At 43.4% G+C, this 14,139-nt stretch carries 17 protein-coding genes; 1 reads left to right on the top strand and 16 read right to left on the bottom strand.

Going from position 1 to position 14,139, the window contains the following annotated elements; translation table 11 throughout:
* Positions 1-65 precede the first annotated feature (65 nt).
* The 6 genes from terL to GJU41_RS11950 form a co-directional block, all read right to left on the bottom strand.
* On the bottom strand, positions 66-1,835 hold the full coding sequence (gene terL / locus GJU41_RS11975; protein ID WP_154318704.1) for a phage terminase large subunit: 1,770 nt from the start codon (positions 1,833-1,835) through the stop codon (positions 66-68).
* A 15-nt stretch (positions 1,836-1,850) separates the two neighbouring features.
* On the bottom strand, positions 1,851-2,282 hold the full coding sequence (locus tag GJU41_RS11970; RefSeq protein WP_154318703.1) for a phBC6A51 family helix-turn-helix protein: 432 nt from the start codon (positions 2,280-2,282) through the stop codon (positions 1,851-1,853).
* Positions 2,283-2,326: 44 nt separating this feature from the next.
* Positions 2,327-3,616, bottom strand: coding sequence for a hypothetical protein (locus GJU41_RS11965; RefSeq protein WP_154318702.1), 1,290 nt, complete (start codon positions 3,614-3,616; stop codon positions 2,327-2,329).
* 1,061 nt (positions 3,617-4,677) lie between these two features.
* Positions 4,678-5,490 carry a hypothetical protein gene (locus GJU41_RS11960; protein WP_154318701.1) on the bottom strand — a complete coding sequence of 271 codons (813 nt, stop codon included), beginning with the start codon at positions 5,488-5,490 and terminating at the stop codon, positions 4,678-4,680.
* 166 nt (positions 5,491-5,656) lie between these two features.
* Positions 5,657-6,328, bottom strand: coding sequence for a sigma-70 family RNA polymerase sigma factor (locus GJU41_RS11955; RefSeq protein ID WP_154318700.1), 672 nt, complete (start codon positions 6,326-6,328; stop codon positions 5,657-5,659).
* 273 nt (positions 6,329-6,601) lie between these two features.
* Positions 6,602-8,125, bottom strand: a complete 1,524-nt coding sequence (locus tag GJU41_RS11950) for a DUF4942 domain-containing protein (RefSeq protein WP_154318699.1) — start codon at positions 8,123-8,125, stop codon at positions 6,602-6,604.
* A gap of 124 nt (positions 8,126-8,249) precedes the next feature.
* Between GJU41_RS11950 and GJU41_RS11945 the strand changes: the two genes are divergently transcribed.
* Positions 8,250-8,696: a hypothetical protein gene (locus GJU41_RS11945; RefSeq protein ID WP_154318698.1), complete on the top strand. Its 447-nt coding sequence runs from the start codon at positions 8,250-8,252 to the stop codon at positions 8,694-8,696.
* Between the two features lie 43 nt (positions 8,697-8,739).
* Here GJU41_RS11945 and GJU41_RS11940 read toward each other — a convergent pair whose 3' ends face one another.
* The 10 genes from GJU41_RS11940 to GJU41_RS11895 are packed head-to-tail and all read right to left on the bottom strand — an operon-like array spanning position 8,740 to position 14,118.
* Complete coding sequence (locus GJU41_RS11940; RefSeq protein ID WP_170292782.1) at positions 8,740-8,943, bottom strand: hypothetical protein; 204 nt, start codon at positions 8,941-8,943, stop codon at positions 8,740-8,742.
* A 12-nt stretch (positions 8,944-8,955) separates the two neighbouring features.
* A complete protein-coding gene (locus GJU41_RS11935; RefSeq protein WP_154318697.1) occupies positions 8,956-9,879 on the bottom strand; it encodes a DNA cytosine methyltransferase in 924 nt (307 codons plus the stop codon).
* Complete coding sequence (locus GJU41_RS11930) at positions 9,876-10,442, bottom strand: nucleoside/nucleotide kinase family protein (RefSeq protein ID WP_154318696.1); 567 nt, start codon at positions 10,440-10,442, stop codon at positions 9,876-9,878. The genes GJU41_RS11935 and GJU41_RS11930 overlap by 4 nt, the downstream gene beginning before the upstream one ends.
* Positions 10,423-11,094: an HNH endonuclease family protein gene (locus GJU41_RS11925; protein WP_212031446.1), complete on the bottom strand. Its 672-nt coding sequence runs from the start codon at positions 11,092-11,094 to the stop codon at positions 10,423-10,425. Before GJU41_RS11925 ends, GJU41_RS11930 begins: the two co-directional genes overlap by 20 nt.
* Positions 11,087-11,977 (bottom strand): hypothetical protein, encoded by an 891-nt coding sequence (locus GJU41_RS11920; protein ID WP_154318695.1) that lies wholly within the window; start codon positions 11,975-11,977, stop codon positions 11,087-11,089. The genes GJU41_RS11925 and GJU41_RS11920 overlap by 8 nt, the downstream gene beginning before the upstream one ends.
* Position 11,978: 1 nt before the next feature.
* On the bottom strand, positions 11,979-12,800 hold the full coding sequence (locus GJU41_RS11915; RefSeq protein ID WP_154318694.1) for a thymidylate synthase: 822 nt from the start codon (positions 12,798-12,800) through the stop codon (positions 11,979-11,981).
* Positions 12,801-13,196, bottom strand: a complete 396-nt coding sequence (locus GJU41_RS11910) for a pyrophosphohydrolase domain-containing protein (RefSeq protein WP_224771401.1) — start codon at positions 13,194-13,196, stop codon at positions 12,801-12,803.
* Positions 13,197-13,208: 12 nt separating this feature from the next.
* Positions 13,209-13,697 (bottom strand): HNH endonuclease, encoded by a 489-nt coding sequence (locus tag GJU41_RS11905; RefSeq protein ID WP_170292781.1) that lies wholly within the window; start codon positions 13,695-13,697, stop codon positions 13,209-13,211.
* A 5-nt stretch (positions 13,698-13,702) separates the two neighbouring features.
* A complete protein-coding gene (locus tag GJU41_RS11900) occupies positions 13,703-13,846 on the bottom strand; it encodes a hypothetical protein (protein WP_154318692.1) in 144 nt (47 codons plus the stop codon).
* Complete coding sequence (locus GJU41_RS11895) at positions 13,846-14,118, bottom strand: hypothetical protein (RefSeq protein WP_154318691.1); 273 nt, start codon at positions 14,116-14,118, stop codon at positions 13,846-13,848. The genes GJU41_RS11900 and GJU41_RS11895 overlap by 1 nt, the downstream gene beginning before the upstream one ends.
* Between the last annotated feature and the right edge of the window lie 21 nt (positions 14,119-14,139).

Here is a 14,139-nt window from a genome sequence, read left to right as displayed (position 1 = left end):
GGATTATTAAGAAATAAACCGTTAATTAAATTCGGATCAATCGCTATAATGTCCGCCTCCTTTCGTTAATATCGATAGCTTCCAGCGTTACCTGCGCGTCGCTTACTTCCTGATCTTACGGATGCTATCGCCATACTGAGCGCATCCGGTCCGTCATCATGCCACTTTGAGCCGTACCTTTCGAAGTGTTCGAGTAGAACGGAGTGACTTCGATTAAATACGATTTTTCCGGATTCTATGTCCGGCTGCATGGCTTCGATTCGCAATTCTTTTCTACCGCGTTGATATATCTTCTTAACGCGAGTGTGCGCAGGGTATCCGATTTTTTCTAACGACTGCTTCATATGGTCGACGAAGAGCTCTTGCGCCATTTGTGATTCCGCGCCTATTTTATCCGGCTGCAGTTTCTTTACTTTATCGACTATGACCGTTAGGAACTTGTCGGGATGCAGTCGCTGAACAAACGCGTCGACAACGTATATTTTCTTAGTCGTTCGGTGCATTGCGACTGTGATGAGCGCTGAATAATCGCCCTTTTCCTTGCCCATAGCGAAATCTAGTCCCATTCCGTAAATGAACTTGTCATGCGGAAACTTTTCGACGTCATCGTAGTAATAAAATGAGTCAGGTTTAAATACTTGCGACTCTTCATCTAACGGAATATTCATAAACTCCGTGTTGAACGCTTTGTTTCCGTAGTTTATCTTCTCTAGGAAAAGGTGTGCTAACGGAAACCGAGCTGGCCACAAAACCTTTGCGCCTTCATCCATCGTTTCTTTATTTCGAGCGTAAAACTCTAACGCTGCCCTTGCGCTTGGTGTCGGCATTTCTTCCTCTGCATCTTCCATTTCTGCGAGTTCTTCTTCTGTCGGAATGTATTCGCGATAAATGCGCTGAAACTCTTCCCACATATCCATTCTCTTCGGCCATTCCAATATCGCGGGGAAACTATTTTTAATGAAATCTCGCCGCTCGCTTAAAACGTAATTCAAAAGTGAGTCGTGATGAACCAGAGTTCCCATAAAAATAACTGCCGTTTGAGTAGGATCATAAGCGGGCATTAAATCTTGATTAAGCCAGTCTTTTGATTTTTGGCGAAGTTCGGGCGTGTTATTTGAGTCACGGGATTCTAAGTCATCCAGCAAAATTAAATCCGGACGCTGAGAACCGTTACGAAATCCACGAATCTGTGTTCCTAGTGAAGTAGCTTCCATCTTAATTCCGGTAGTGGTTAAGAAAGCTTCTTCGGAGTCTTTTTCATTTCGCGACTTTTGCTCGAAAAGCATTTCTCCGAAATCTTCGCGAAGTTTTAAGTTGTATTTTAACTGCCCCGCTACCCACTTAATAAACTTCTTTGAACCCGCATTCGTTTCCGAAATAATAAGTATCATTTTCCGCTTACGATAAACAATTTCATGTACCGGAAAGGCATTCGATAAGTATGCTGATTTTGCATGACCACGACTTGCTGCCCACGCTATACGCGCGGTTCTATTCCGATTTGATACGGAGTCTAATATTCGGGATAGCTTAACGTGGAAATCCGGCGCCTGATCCATATCGACTTTATTCGTAGGAACAAGATTGTCGGGGTTGCCTGGATTTCGAGCTTCCGAAAAATACTCGTAGAAAAAATAAAGCATATCAATTTCGGCGCGGTGAATACGACTTAGTTTCTTTAATTCTAAGGTATCAGTGACTAACGTTTCTTTCTGAAATCCCGTAATTGTTTTTTTCTCGAATAATGCCCGTAACTTTTCAATACGCTTCGAAAGTAAGTCGATTCGAGATTGACGGGTTTGTCGATCGAGCCATTTACCGTTAATATTCGCCATTACCCGTCACCTCCCTTAATCGTCGCCTTTAAGTAGTTCGTCTAGTTCTTCAAGCTCTTTTTCGATATCCTCATCGCTACGTGCTCCGGATGTTTCTGCCGTTTCAGTTATCGTTTTATCGGTTAGTAATCCGAATCTACGCATGAAAAGGTCAATTCCCTTAACACTTGGCTGGCTTCCGCCAATTAATTTCATTAACTGCGCATAAACAAACGCTCTGTTCTCCGAAAGGAAATCGTCTGCAAGTGCGTTTTTGTATTCGATGAAAATCGGGTCTTTTTTCCGCCACTCCCATAAACTCTTATAAGTTACACCAATTTCTTGAGCAATGTCTTCTTGAGTTCGTTGTTCGGCACTTGATTTCATTTCGTTCTCCACGAGCAGGAACGCTGCTTTTCGCTTCCTAACGTCTAATTTCGCTTCTAAAGCCTTTAATTTAATTGACATACAAATTACTCCTTTCTCAAAATAAAAAGCGTAGAGTTGCCGCTCTACGCCGTTTGATTATCTGAATGACTGCCTATCTCATTCGAAGTTTTTATATTAAGTAATGCGTGTTTTGGTAATGGTATTTGTCTTCCGGTGGATATTATCCACTCTTGAATAGAACTTATACTGGTCGATATCATATTCTCCTGTGTTCTTGGATTTGCGAAGCACCAGTAAACGTAATCCTCGTACTCTTGGGTAGTAAGTGCGTTGGTGTGTGCTAAGTATTCAATTAATTCCAGAAAATTATGGCCGAGAATATTGAGTCTTGCTTTATTATCGACAAACCACTCGAATAAATTTTTGTCCTTTTTAGACGCATTTAAATCTGATCTTAGAGGTACCATATTTCCTATAACTGTTCCCGCGTGTCCTATAGATACTGGAATAACATGGTCCCACTGGATGTCTACAGATTGCGTTAAAGCGCATCCGTTGAAATGTTTTTTTACTTCGGCTTGGTCAATGTGCGAGAATGTCCTAGGAAGACCATACTTTCTAGCTCTTCTTTTTGCGCTCTTATTAAGGACATATTCCGGGTTGTTTCTATACCACTGACTATTCCTAGCCTTCGACTCTTCTTTATTTTCTACGTAGAAGTTTCTAGCTCTACACTTTAAACATTCACGACATTCTGAGCTCTTACCTAGAAATCCTAAAGTATTATCTTGAAAGTCGTTCAATATTTTTATTTCTGTACACTTTTTATATCTTTTGCCTAACTCGCCTTTGATGTAGGCGGTGTCGCGCAAGACGAAATCTCGACCCTCTTTCAACCGCTTATCCTCTTGTTTAATTAGATTACAAGTCTTACACTCAGACCTAACGCTCCCGCTACCGGACTGATAATTTTTATAGAATTCCGACACTCCCTGTTTCACCTTACATCGAATGCACTTTTTGTAAAGTGACTTTTTTCCTTCGGCTTCTATGAGTATAATATCGGACTTGCGTCTCTTTTCTCCGGATTTAGTTACGCACTTCCTGCAAATCGAGCTGACTCCTAACCGGCTGCTTTTATTCTTTTGGAAATCGGTAAGAGGTTTAATATTGTCGCAACGATTACACTTGCGGCACTCAATGTCCACACCTTTTACAGTTTTAATAATCGGTTTCATCTGTAAATGCTTTCGGCCAATATTTACGCATGTTTTACATTCAGAACGCCTATCTCCAACTCCGTTTTTACCTTTACTATAATTTTCTAAAGGCGACCAATTATCGCACTTTCTACAAACCTTACCGATAATTCCGTCTTTTTCTTCGAGCACAATACGCTTTCTTTTCGCCATTTTTATCGTCACCCTCCGTAGTGATTCGTTTTCTCCGTTAAAATAAAACAAGCGAAAAACAACGTCGGAGAAACGTCGCTTGTCATTCGCGATAGCTAGTCGCAAACTATTTCGCTTCAAATGATAATACCCGCGAGATTTATCTTTCGCGCACTAAAACGCAAATAAACTTACCGGCTGGAGGAGCGTTAGGCATTCGTCCCTCTTGCGATAAGCTTATTTCCGACTTCTTGCGCCAACCTATCGACTTTGAAAAAATTGTAGCGCCGTTTTGGTTACGTGATTTTGAATTGTCAGAATTGTGTCCCCCGCCCGTACAATTCAGATTTGTTTCTCGTTTTCGAACAATTCCGTTTTGCTGCCGTTTTGCATATCGCTGTATACGTCATTCATTCGGTGTTTACATAATCAAGGTTATCGGCAGTTGTCGTATGTGAATAACCGCGTCATATCAACGTTTGTTAGCTGCGCAAGACTATACGCTATGCATTATTTTATACATCGTTGTCATAGCGCCGTTTGTACGGCCTATCATCCGATTATTTCCCGCGATTATTGCATAGGATGCGGTGTATATTTGCGCTGGATGATCGGGGTATTTACGCAGCTAAACGTAAGCAACCCCGTGAGTTTGGCGAAGGGTCTTCCGTCGGGGGTTTACAGCCGATGTTTAGCGGAGCATTTGCGGCACTCTATTACGCAGGATTACGGCAGCTTTGCGATGGATATCCGTCTTCCTTCTTATATAACTATCGCTAGGATATACGTATGTAATATCGGTAGTATTTCGCCAGGCATATTCGCTTCACTACGGTAGAGAACTAAGTGTGACCTTATTCGGACAAATCAGCCGAATGTGTGACTTTATTCGGACACCAAAAAACCGCCTTCGCGCTTAGAGCCACAAGGGATTCAGCGTTTTTAGGCGGCAATTTATTTCTTAGTCTTGTAAATCTTAAACCTTGCGTCACTAACGTTCCGCATTACGCATCAGAATATATAGTACTTAATGATAATCGCAATAAAGGACGATAGGACGCATATTGCAACGGTTTTAATCTTTACACTTTATCGGTATTGAACATCGCTATTAACGTCGCATCAGGTTCGCCATCCTTACGGTAGAACACACGAGGATTAAACGTATATCTCTCCGGTTCACTTCCGACCTTAATGCGTGCTACGACGTACTCCTTATCGAAAGTCATATTCGGTAATCTCCGTCCCAATGTCGCTGGATCTACGCCAATCTCTTGCGCCAACTCTTTCCGATTAAACCAGCGTATCTTTGACGGATCCTTTTCGTAAGGGTTCGTACATAGCGCATTCGTTTCGTAATGAACATACGGAAGCATCCGGTAAATAAGCCCGATGTCAGCCGCCTTTACTTCGCGATAGACTCGCTTGATTTTCGAAGTGTACGACTTGACAACGAACTGGTTACCGAAAGCACCTCGGAAATGATAATGCGAATTAACTGCGTACTTACCGTCTATCTCGCGTATGATATCGTTATTTATGCATGCGGAGAGGAAATCGTAGAAGGTTGCGCGCTTCTTATCGAGCTGCAATACGGACATCATATCCGCTGTTGTCATCGGCTGTTTCTTCGCGTCAATAAGGATACCGTCGTCATATCCGACGTAACACTGCAGCAGCATTAAATAACCGCATTGCGCTGTCGTTAAGACGTCGTAAACTTCGTGTAGGTTGCGCATATTTGATGCGGTGAAATCTCGCTGTCTGCCGTTAGATTCGCGCTCGTTGGTCGTGGCTTGCTTCCGCTTAAATGCTTCGTCTTGGTTGCGGTGTCTTAGCGTATATTGATCGGATAAGTTTTCTCCGGTGGAGATGTCGATTATCTTTATCGTCATTGCGTTATTACCTCCGTTTAAATAAATAACGGAAAGTAGGTCGGAGCTTACCCGACTCGTTCGTTGTATTTCCGCAAAAGAAAAACCCGCCGAAGCGAGCGTTAAATTTTAGTCCCTTTCGGCGTCTATATAGGTAACTGATTAAGCTTAATATGGTATCTTTCGCTTAATTTATCGTTAAATATCCGCGTAATTTTCGCAAAGATGTCGTTATTCTCCTACTTACAACATCCTGACCGACTCCAATAACTTCCGCAGCCTCTTCTTGCGTCATGCTTTCGAAATATACGAGGTCGATCGCTTGTCGCTGTCTTTCGGTCAGTCCTGCATTATCTAGCGCATCATATAAGTCCAGGTAATCTCCGATGGATTCAATCGCAGTATCGTATGGATCAATTACGCGACTGTTTCTGACCTGCGGAGAGCCATAGTCGTCCGTAAAGTGTGTTTTCCGGCGTCCCATAAAGCGCCTGTCACCGTATTGCAAATCGCTATTAGGACGGTATTTATCTTGCCTAGCAGACTCTTGCGCATCGCTCATTATCGGATAATCGACTATCGACATTTTGTCCGGGTGACTCCACTTTAACTCTTCGTACATTACCAAGTTAGCAAACTTACTGAGCATTTGGCTGTTGCGCAGTTGTATCGGGGGATGAGCTCCTCGCGCTCTCTTTTCGTCAAAGTAATCAGTCTGCGCATCTACATATTCAGTTACCGCTTTATTTATTGCAGGATTTCTCGCTACTAACGGCAACATGCCTCGCTTAATCTTGTCGCGAATAGTTTCGTAGTCTTTTTCTAGTTTAACGTTATAGTCCGGTACTATCTTCTCCAAGTACGTTCCTCCTCACGGATAATATCTTCGCATTCCGTACATACTGTTCCGTACTCTTCGTGATATTTTTCGGTTTCATCCGATAGTAAATTTCGGGTGCAGTAATTGCACGTACGCACTGCTAAAGTTCCGTTATATTCGGCGTAAGTACGGCTTATATCCCTATTCCAAACGCTCATGTCGTTACGTCATTCCCTTCGTTATTGTCTAGCGCGTATCGTTCGGGCATCTTCCGGTCGCTGGCTTGTTTGTCGTACGATGATTTTCCGCCCATTATTCCGCCTCCAATAGCTTTATATTTAGCGAATCTTTGCCGAATTCTTTGACGACATATTCCCGCGCTTTTTGATTCGTTTTAATCTCTTCTTCCGTTGGGAGCCAGTTAAATTTGCGCCCACATACGTAGTTAATTTTATTTAATGATTTTAAGTCGCTAAACCATACATGAACCGTTCCTTTAATAAATATTTTGAAGCGCAGTATATCGTTTTTGTACTCGCCTTTACCGGTCTTTGTGAATTCGTAACTAACGTCGCGGAATGGTTCGAACGCTTTAAGAAGGTCGAAGATAAATCCTTTTACGCGATAATCGACGCCTTTAAAATCGTTTTCGCGCTCTCCCATATCCCATTCGCTAAAAGTTGTAAAGAACGGATAAATGATTTTCTTTCCGATCTTGTACGCCTCGTTTGTATTCCAACCGTTGTAATAGTGCATATTCGTTGAAAACTCACGGCGACTGTACGACGTTATCTTTTCGAACATACTTACAACGCTGCTGATTAACATGTCATTAGAATTTGCCATTATTGCGTGTAGCAGCATTTGAATGTTGGTAGCGTTTATTTCTAATTCCGATGCCGATTCGAGTTGTCGGTTTAATTTTTCACGCGCTTCTGTCGTTAGCATCTTCATAAATTTCTCCGTTTGCAGTATTAGTTGCCAATAAGTCGAGCGCAATTGACTCAAGTCTTCCTCGTAGTCTTTCGCAAGAGTATCGATAGGTGTACGTAGCTTTCCGCCATTTACGTTCGATATATAGCTTAGGAAGTCTGCCTTACGCTTATTTGAATCGTATGATTCACGTACTAATTCGATTGCCATCTCGTATTCGCTAATTAAGCGAGTGATGTCGTCTAAACGTTCTTGGACTTCTTGATGCTTAACGTACGTACTCAATGCGCTAGAGATTTCTGTAGACTGATCGCTGCTCTTCACATTTACCGCTTCAACCGTCCGTCTATATAAATCTTCGCTAGCGTTATTCCTGTTAACTTTTACGTAAATAAGCGCCACTTCTACGCCCGTTTTACGTTCAGCCGCGGTAAAAGCATTGCTTACGAACTTTATTCGAGCGTCATGTAAGTCTAGTAGGCGCGATAATTCTTTACGAGCCGTACTAAACGGGTTCTTAATCGTCTCCGCGTTAATAATTGCGTATATTTCACAGTCTTTAGTAATCTGCTTGCTTGCAACTTTGATGGCGTGTAACAGGTGTTTATCACAAGCACTAAATGGAGGGTTCATGACAATAGCGTCATATTCTCGGAAGGTTTCGAATGTAAGGAAGTCAGACCAAACAACGTTATATCCGGAACCCATTAAGAAACTCGCGAGCTCTGAGTCGTTTTCAATGGCGTCCACCTTTAATGACTGTCCTTTTTCCGTTATATATTTGACGATATTCCCTTTACCTGCCGACGGCTCTAATACACGACCTCGTAAGGTATACCAACGCATACCTTTAATTTTCGGTAAGCTACCTCTTATGCTCATCGACAAAAGTTCTTCGATCAATTCTTCCGGTGTCGGGTAAAAGTCTGGATTGAAAATGATAATCGCCTCCTAATGTTGTTTTTCTTCGTTTTCGTGCGTATAATAAACGTAAATACTTCGTTAAACACGAAAGGACTGACGTTATATGTCGAAAAATGCTACGCCGAATACCGCATCACCTACGTTCCAATGGATATCAAACGAAAATTACGGAAATGGCTCCGCTTATGTCACGATCGATAAGCAGCAGCGCCTGTATTTATCCACCGGAACACGCTCGCTGCTCAAACTCGGACCAAGCGGAAAGGGTATCGGAATCCCTGCGAACCTTATCGTCGGCTATGACGGTGTGAATAAGCGACTGATTATCGCCAAGCCGGAAGTCGTTAGGGCTACCGATGTAAAACCGTTCAAATTCGATGCTCGCTCGTATTCATCTGCGCGTAACTTCGTAGGTAAAATCGGAATCAAGGCGAATGAGCTTCCGTTGCGCTTCGTTCATGTTGGGCGCGAGTATGGCGCATATCCAGCCGGTGCCGAGATATTTCAGCTCGATGATTACGAAGCACCTGACGAAGTAGGACGAGGTTAATTCGCTCGTCTTTTTTATTTCATAAGAATGCCGCAGTTCGATATTAATCTCTCCAACCCAAGCTATAAGATCCACTCTCATAATTAGTGCGACATTGCTGTCGGATACTCTCAAGAAATTCCTCTATTTCTTCATTAGACCTTTCGATTTTTTCGCTTTTGAAAGGCTTCCCTTTCCATAAAAATGACTGAATTTCTTTTGCTATATCTTCATAACCCTCCACCATATCTCTTGCAACACTACTCACGATTCTTCCCTCCTACATTTCGCTTTTTGTGCCTGCGTTAAGTTGCTCCGCCAAAGCTTTACCGATATACCATGCGACGCGTGACGCTATTCCGTTTCCTACGATTCTGTATTGCGCAGATAGTGAAATGTCGTCGGGTATAACGTAGCTGTCCGGCACTGATTGGATCCGCATGCACTCGCGGACTGTGAACCTGCGCTGTTCTTCGCCTGGATGCGTATAACTGCACCGGTGATGAGCCGTTACTGTTGCGCCTGGTTTATCGAATGACTCTTTGCGGTTTGCCATTTCGTATTCAGTGCCGTAATTATCCGAGAGGTGACCTCCGTTTGACTGTTGCGCAGGTTCCGGTAAATCACCGATCACATCGCGCAGGACAATTGTTCTATAATCGCCTTCTAATGGCTTCGGAAACGCGTAAGTGAATCCGAGGTCTTTTCGTATTCCGACAACGAAAACGCGCTCTCTCTTCTGCGCTACGCCGTAATCCCACGCCATTATTAATTTCCAATTGACCTCGTAACCAATTTCGTTAAACTTCGTTAGTAGCGCGTTAAATGTATGACGATGCTTCTTTCCGATTAAACCCTTCACGTTTTCAAATATGAATGCCTTCGGTTGCTTTTCCGCGATGATATCGATGTAACGAAAGACGAGTTTGCCGCGCTCGCCTTCCTCACCTTCGCCTTTACCTGCGATCGAATAATCTTGACAAGGCGGACCGCCAAAGATGACGTCAGTGTCCGGTAGACTGCCTATCTCTACCGTATTGATGTCCGCCTGCTCTACGTGATCTCCGAAGTTATGCCGGTATGCCTTTACCGCGTTCTTATCGAAGTCTAGCGCCTTTACAACGTCGTAACCGGCTGCTAATATGCCGTTAGTGCCGATTCCTCCGCCGCAGAATAGTTCGAGTACCGTTAGTCCGTTTTTCATTTATCCGCCTCCAATTTCGAAATTATTCGATTTAACTGCGCATACAAATCAAACGAATCCCCTTCGTTACTCACTTCGTAATCGCAGTCGAATCCATCTACGCTTATCTCCGTCGGATGCGTCAAATCCTCAACGTTAAAGTCATCGCCAGCTTCTCGCGCCCTCTTGATGCGCAATTCCTCGGGTGCTGTAATCCGGATCACCGTAAACCCTTGCCGTCTCACTTCGTCAAGCTCCGTCTGCTTGCGCAAATCCGTTATTAAGATGCGCGGTGTACGTCCTTCTATCGCTGCTATTCCGGTTGTACGCTTAATGCTTTCGAAGGTCGGCCGTATCCATACATGCGGATCGATTGCGCACATATCCTCGCCGTACTTCTGTAATAATGCGCGTGGCTTCGGCTGACTGCGATATTGCGGAAATAAGTTATAGAACGAATATTTCAGCGGATCGGCGAAAGCGAACGGTGTGAAGTCGTGGATGGCGCAAAGGTATTGCTCGGCGGTTGTTTTACCCGATCTGAGGCGTCCGCAAGTAGCTATTTTAATATCCGTATTTTCCATAAAAAATCTCCTCCATAAACTTTTCTTCGGTAATCATCGGATCATAGTACTTTTGGTGGTTGTGGAAGCATGTGTGTGATCGGTTGTTTGGAAAAAGGTAAAGATTTTCTAAGCAGTTATTTAGGCGATTTCTGTCTCTGTGATGGACTACCTCTTCGGAAGTGAGATATCGATTTAAATCTTTTTCCATAACCAACCTGTGTTCAAGAACGTAATTATCTTTATCACGGTTAGGGTGATTGATATCTCTTACATATCTATAACCGGTAGAATTAACACCGTATCCACCTTTCCAACGCCCAGCCTTCTCCCCGCTAACACTTTCACTAATTTTCATTATTGCAGGGTGGTCGTATTTAGTTAGTCCTTTACTAAAAGGAACCCTGCCTTTACTTGTTTCGGATATCTTCTTCAAACATCTTTCTGTATATCTTGTAGCTTTATCTCTTCGTTTCAACTCGTATTTCCTCATCCAGTACTCAATATTCTTTCTTGTAACCCCAGTAATTTCCGCGATATCAAGAAGGGATAGTTCAAGGCTGTAGTACTGCTCTTTTAACCATTCTTTATGTTTATACGCAATGTTGATAGGTACTTCTTCGACTGGCAATTTGTTAAGTGTTGTAAGGCAAATGTCCGGTTTTCTAGGCATTGCGTAACCCCTTCGTCATTTTATCGAGCACTTTCGCTGCTACTGCGTTAGTAAATGCGCTAAAGTCTACCGCATCGACCTCCGTGGTTGCTTGCGACGCTTTGGCTTCCGCCTTATGATTCGCCAGTTCCTCCGCGAGTTTAACGTTATTGCGATGGAGCGTGTCAATTTCGTCTTCTAAACGCTTCATGCGGAGCGCTTGCGATTCAAGTGTTTCGAGATTATCTTCCGCTTGTGATTCTAACGATACGATTCTGCGCGATAGGTTGGCGAGCATTTCGATGACAGACGGTGACGCTTCGGCTTCGGTAACTTCGACTTGAGCTTCGTTGGATTCGATTGGAATGAGTACGCGATATTCTTTATCCGAAATGTAGCCGTATGAATTACGTCCACGTCCAACATGTCCGCTAGAAGCAACGCTTTGGTTTTGAATTCCGCCATGAGTAACGCTTTCTACTTTGATAACATCGCCGTTATCGTACATGTCGAATGTTCCTTCGGCGGCTACGATAACAACCTTCTCGCCAACTTTCGCAATGCGATCGGCTAGTTTGTAGCGTGTTCTTTGTGTGGCGGTAGTTTGCGTAAATCTCGTATCATCGAGGACGGTTTCTTCCGCAATCATTACAACTTCGGTTGGTTCGAGTGTGGTGTAGTCATCCCACTGTTCGATGTAAAAGACGCGATTATCGACACTAACGTCCGGATTACCTTCATCGTCGATTGATATAACTACTCCGATAGAATCCTCCGCTAATCCGTTATAATAAATTACGTGTACGTAATCCCCTACGCTAGCCTCCCGATCAGTCTCCGTATATTCGCGCAGTAGTCCTCCTAGCGATTCATCTGCGATTAGGTGCGTTTTAGTGTTCGTCATATTAAATTGCCACCTTTCCGGTTAGTTTTGGATGCGGATCATATCCGACAATTTCGAAGTCATCGAAAGTGAAATCGTCAATATCGTTAACTTGTCGCTTGATTACTAACTGCGGAAGTTCTCGCGGCTCACGTTCAAGCTGTGTTTTAATCTGATCGATATGATTCGTATAGATATGCGCATCACCTATCGTATGAACGAATTCTCCGACTTGTAGGCCGGTCACATGCGCAATCATATGCGTCAGTAGCGAGTAGCTGGCGATGTTAAACGGAATGCCGAGGAATACGTCGCCTGACCGTTGATAAAGTTGACACGATAGCTTACCGTTCGCTACGTAGAATTGAAACGCGAAGTGACACGGCGGTAACGCCATCCGATCGAGTTCTCCGACATTCCATGCACTGACGAGTAGACGTCGGCTGTCCGGATTATTGCGGATTTGTTCGATTACTTGCGCAATTTGGTCGATATAGTACCCTTCCGCGAATCCGTGAGAATTAACGGACACTTCCCAACTGCGCCACTGCCTTCCGTATATCCGACCAAGATTACCGTTTTCGTCAGCCCATTCGTTCCATATTCTTACGCCATTATCCGTTAGATACTTCGTGTTAGTGTTTCCGCTGAGAAACCACAGGAGCTCATGCGCAATAGACGGCCAGTGTAACTGCTTCGTAGTTAGTAATGGAAATCCTTTCGCTAAGTCGAAGCGCATCTGATATCCGAATGTGCTTAACGTTCCTGTTCCGGTGCGATCCGATTTCTCTACGCCATTATCGAATATGTGCTTCGTTAGTTCTAGGTATTGTTTATCCGCCATTTATTCGGCCCCCTTCGTTTGTCTTTTAATCTCCGCCTCAATTAACGGCTCTGGTCGCACGAATGTCGGCGGCTTTAGAATCTTATTCGATTGCGGATCGTACTTAACTTCACCGTCCGGCCACACTTTCGACATGTTTGCGTTATGCACGATATCGAAAAGTGGCTCCGGGTCAACTCCGAGCTCGACTAACGTTCCTAGCGCGAAGTACATTAAATCCACCATCGCATCTGCCTGATCTACGACTGTTTTCGCTTCTACAAATTCCTGATTCTCCTCTTCCATGTACCCGAACCTTTTGTCGCGTCTATCAAACTTCATTGCAGTAGGTTTATCTGCAACCGGATGACCGAACTTCTCATGAAATTCCTTCACTTGGTTAAATTGTTTTTTCACGTAAATTCCCCCTTAAATTATGTGTTTCCAGTTTTTTAAATTTTTTATTTCTCCTATCATCGCGTTAGAAACACCATAATCTTTGGCGATATCTTTTAATGTTCTAAAGTCTTTTCTGATTTCTCTAACTTGATCCTCTGTTAGTTTTGCCCTTCCGTTTTTTGAACCTTTTGCAGACCTGCCTCTCAGTGCTTTATCCCTCTGATTTTCTTTATGTGTTCCTATAGAAAGATGGTCCGGATTAAAACAAGTTCGGTTATCGCAAGAGTGCATGATAATCATTCCGTCTGGAATCGACCCGACTAATTGTTCGTAAATGTACCTATGGAGAGAAACGTCCTTCTTGTTTCTTCTGATACGCACGTACCCTGTGACGTCGACTTTATGGCTTACACACAACCAGCAGCTATTTTCATTAGTTTTATATTGAAATGGTTTATAACTACTTGCGAATTTACTTAATGGCCTATCCTCCGAAAACGTAAATACCTCTTCGTACATCCCCGTCATCCCTCCGTATAAATTCGTTTACATTCGTCAGCCAGCGCATCTTCTCCGACAAGTGCCAGCGCCATGATTACCGCTATCTTTTCATCGTCCGTTTTCAGCGCGGTAAAGTGCTTGATAAGTCGTTCGTCCATTCGGGTCATTAATCTCCGCCTCCGTTAATTACGATTACATCTCTCGCGGCGCATCCGATTAACTCGCGGCGATACCAGTCGACAATACGATTGTCGTCCGCTTTACTTAAATCCGTTATAGAGGTGTGGTTATGAATTACGTTATACCTTTTTCCACGGAAATGTTTTCCGATTGTTTGTTGGCATATCCCGATAAAATCTATGCGCAGATTCTTCGAAATGATCGGCGGTGAATTACGTAGTTCTCTATCGTCTGTAACAACGATAATGTACAACGACACTGAGATTCCTCCTACATTTTA

It is taken from the genome of Metabacillus idriensis (assembly GCF_009674765.1).
Lineage (GTDB): Bacteria > Bacillota > Bacilli > Bacillales > Bacillaceae > Bacillus_P > Bacillus_P idriensis.
This window is presented reverse-complemented; position numbering and strand designations above follow the sequence as displayed.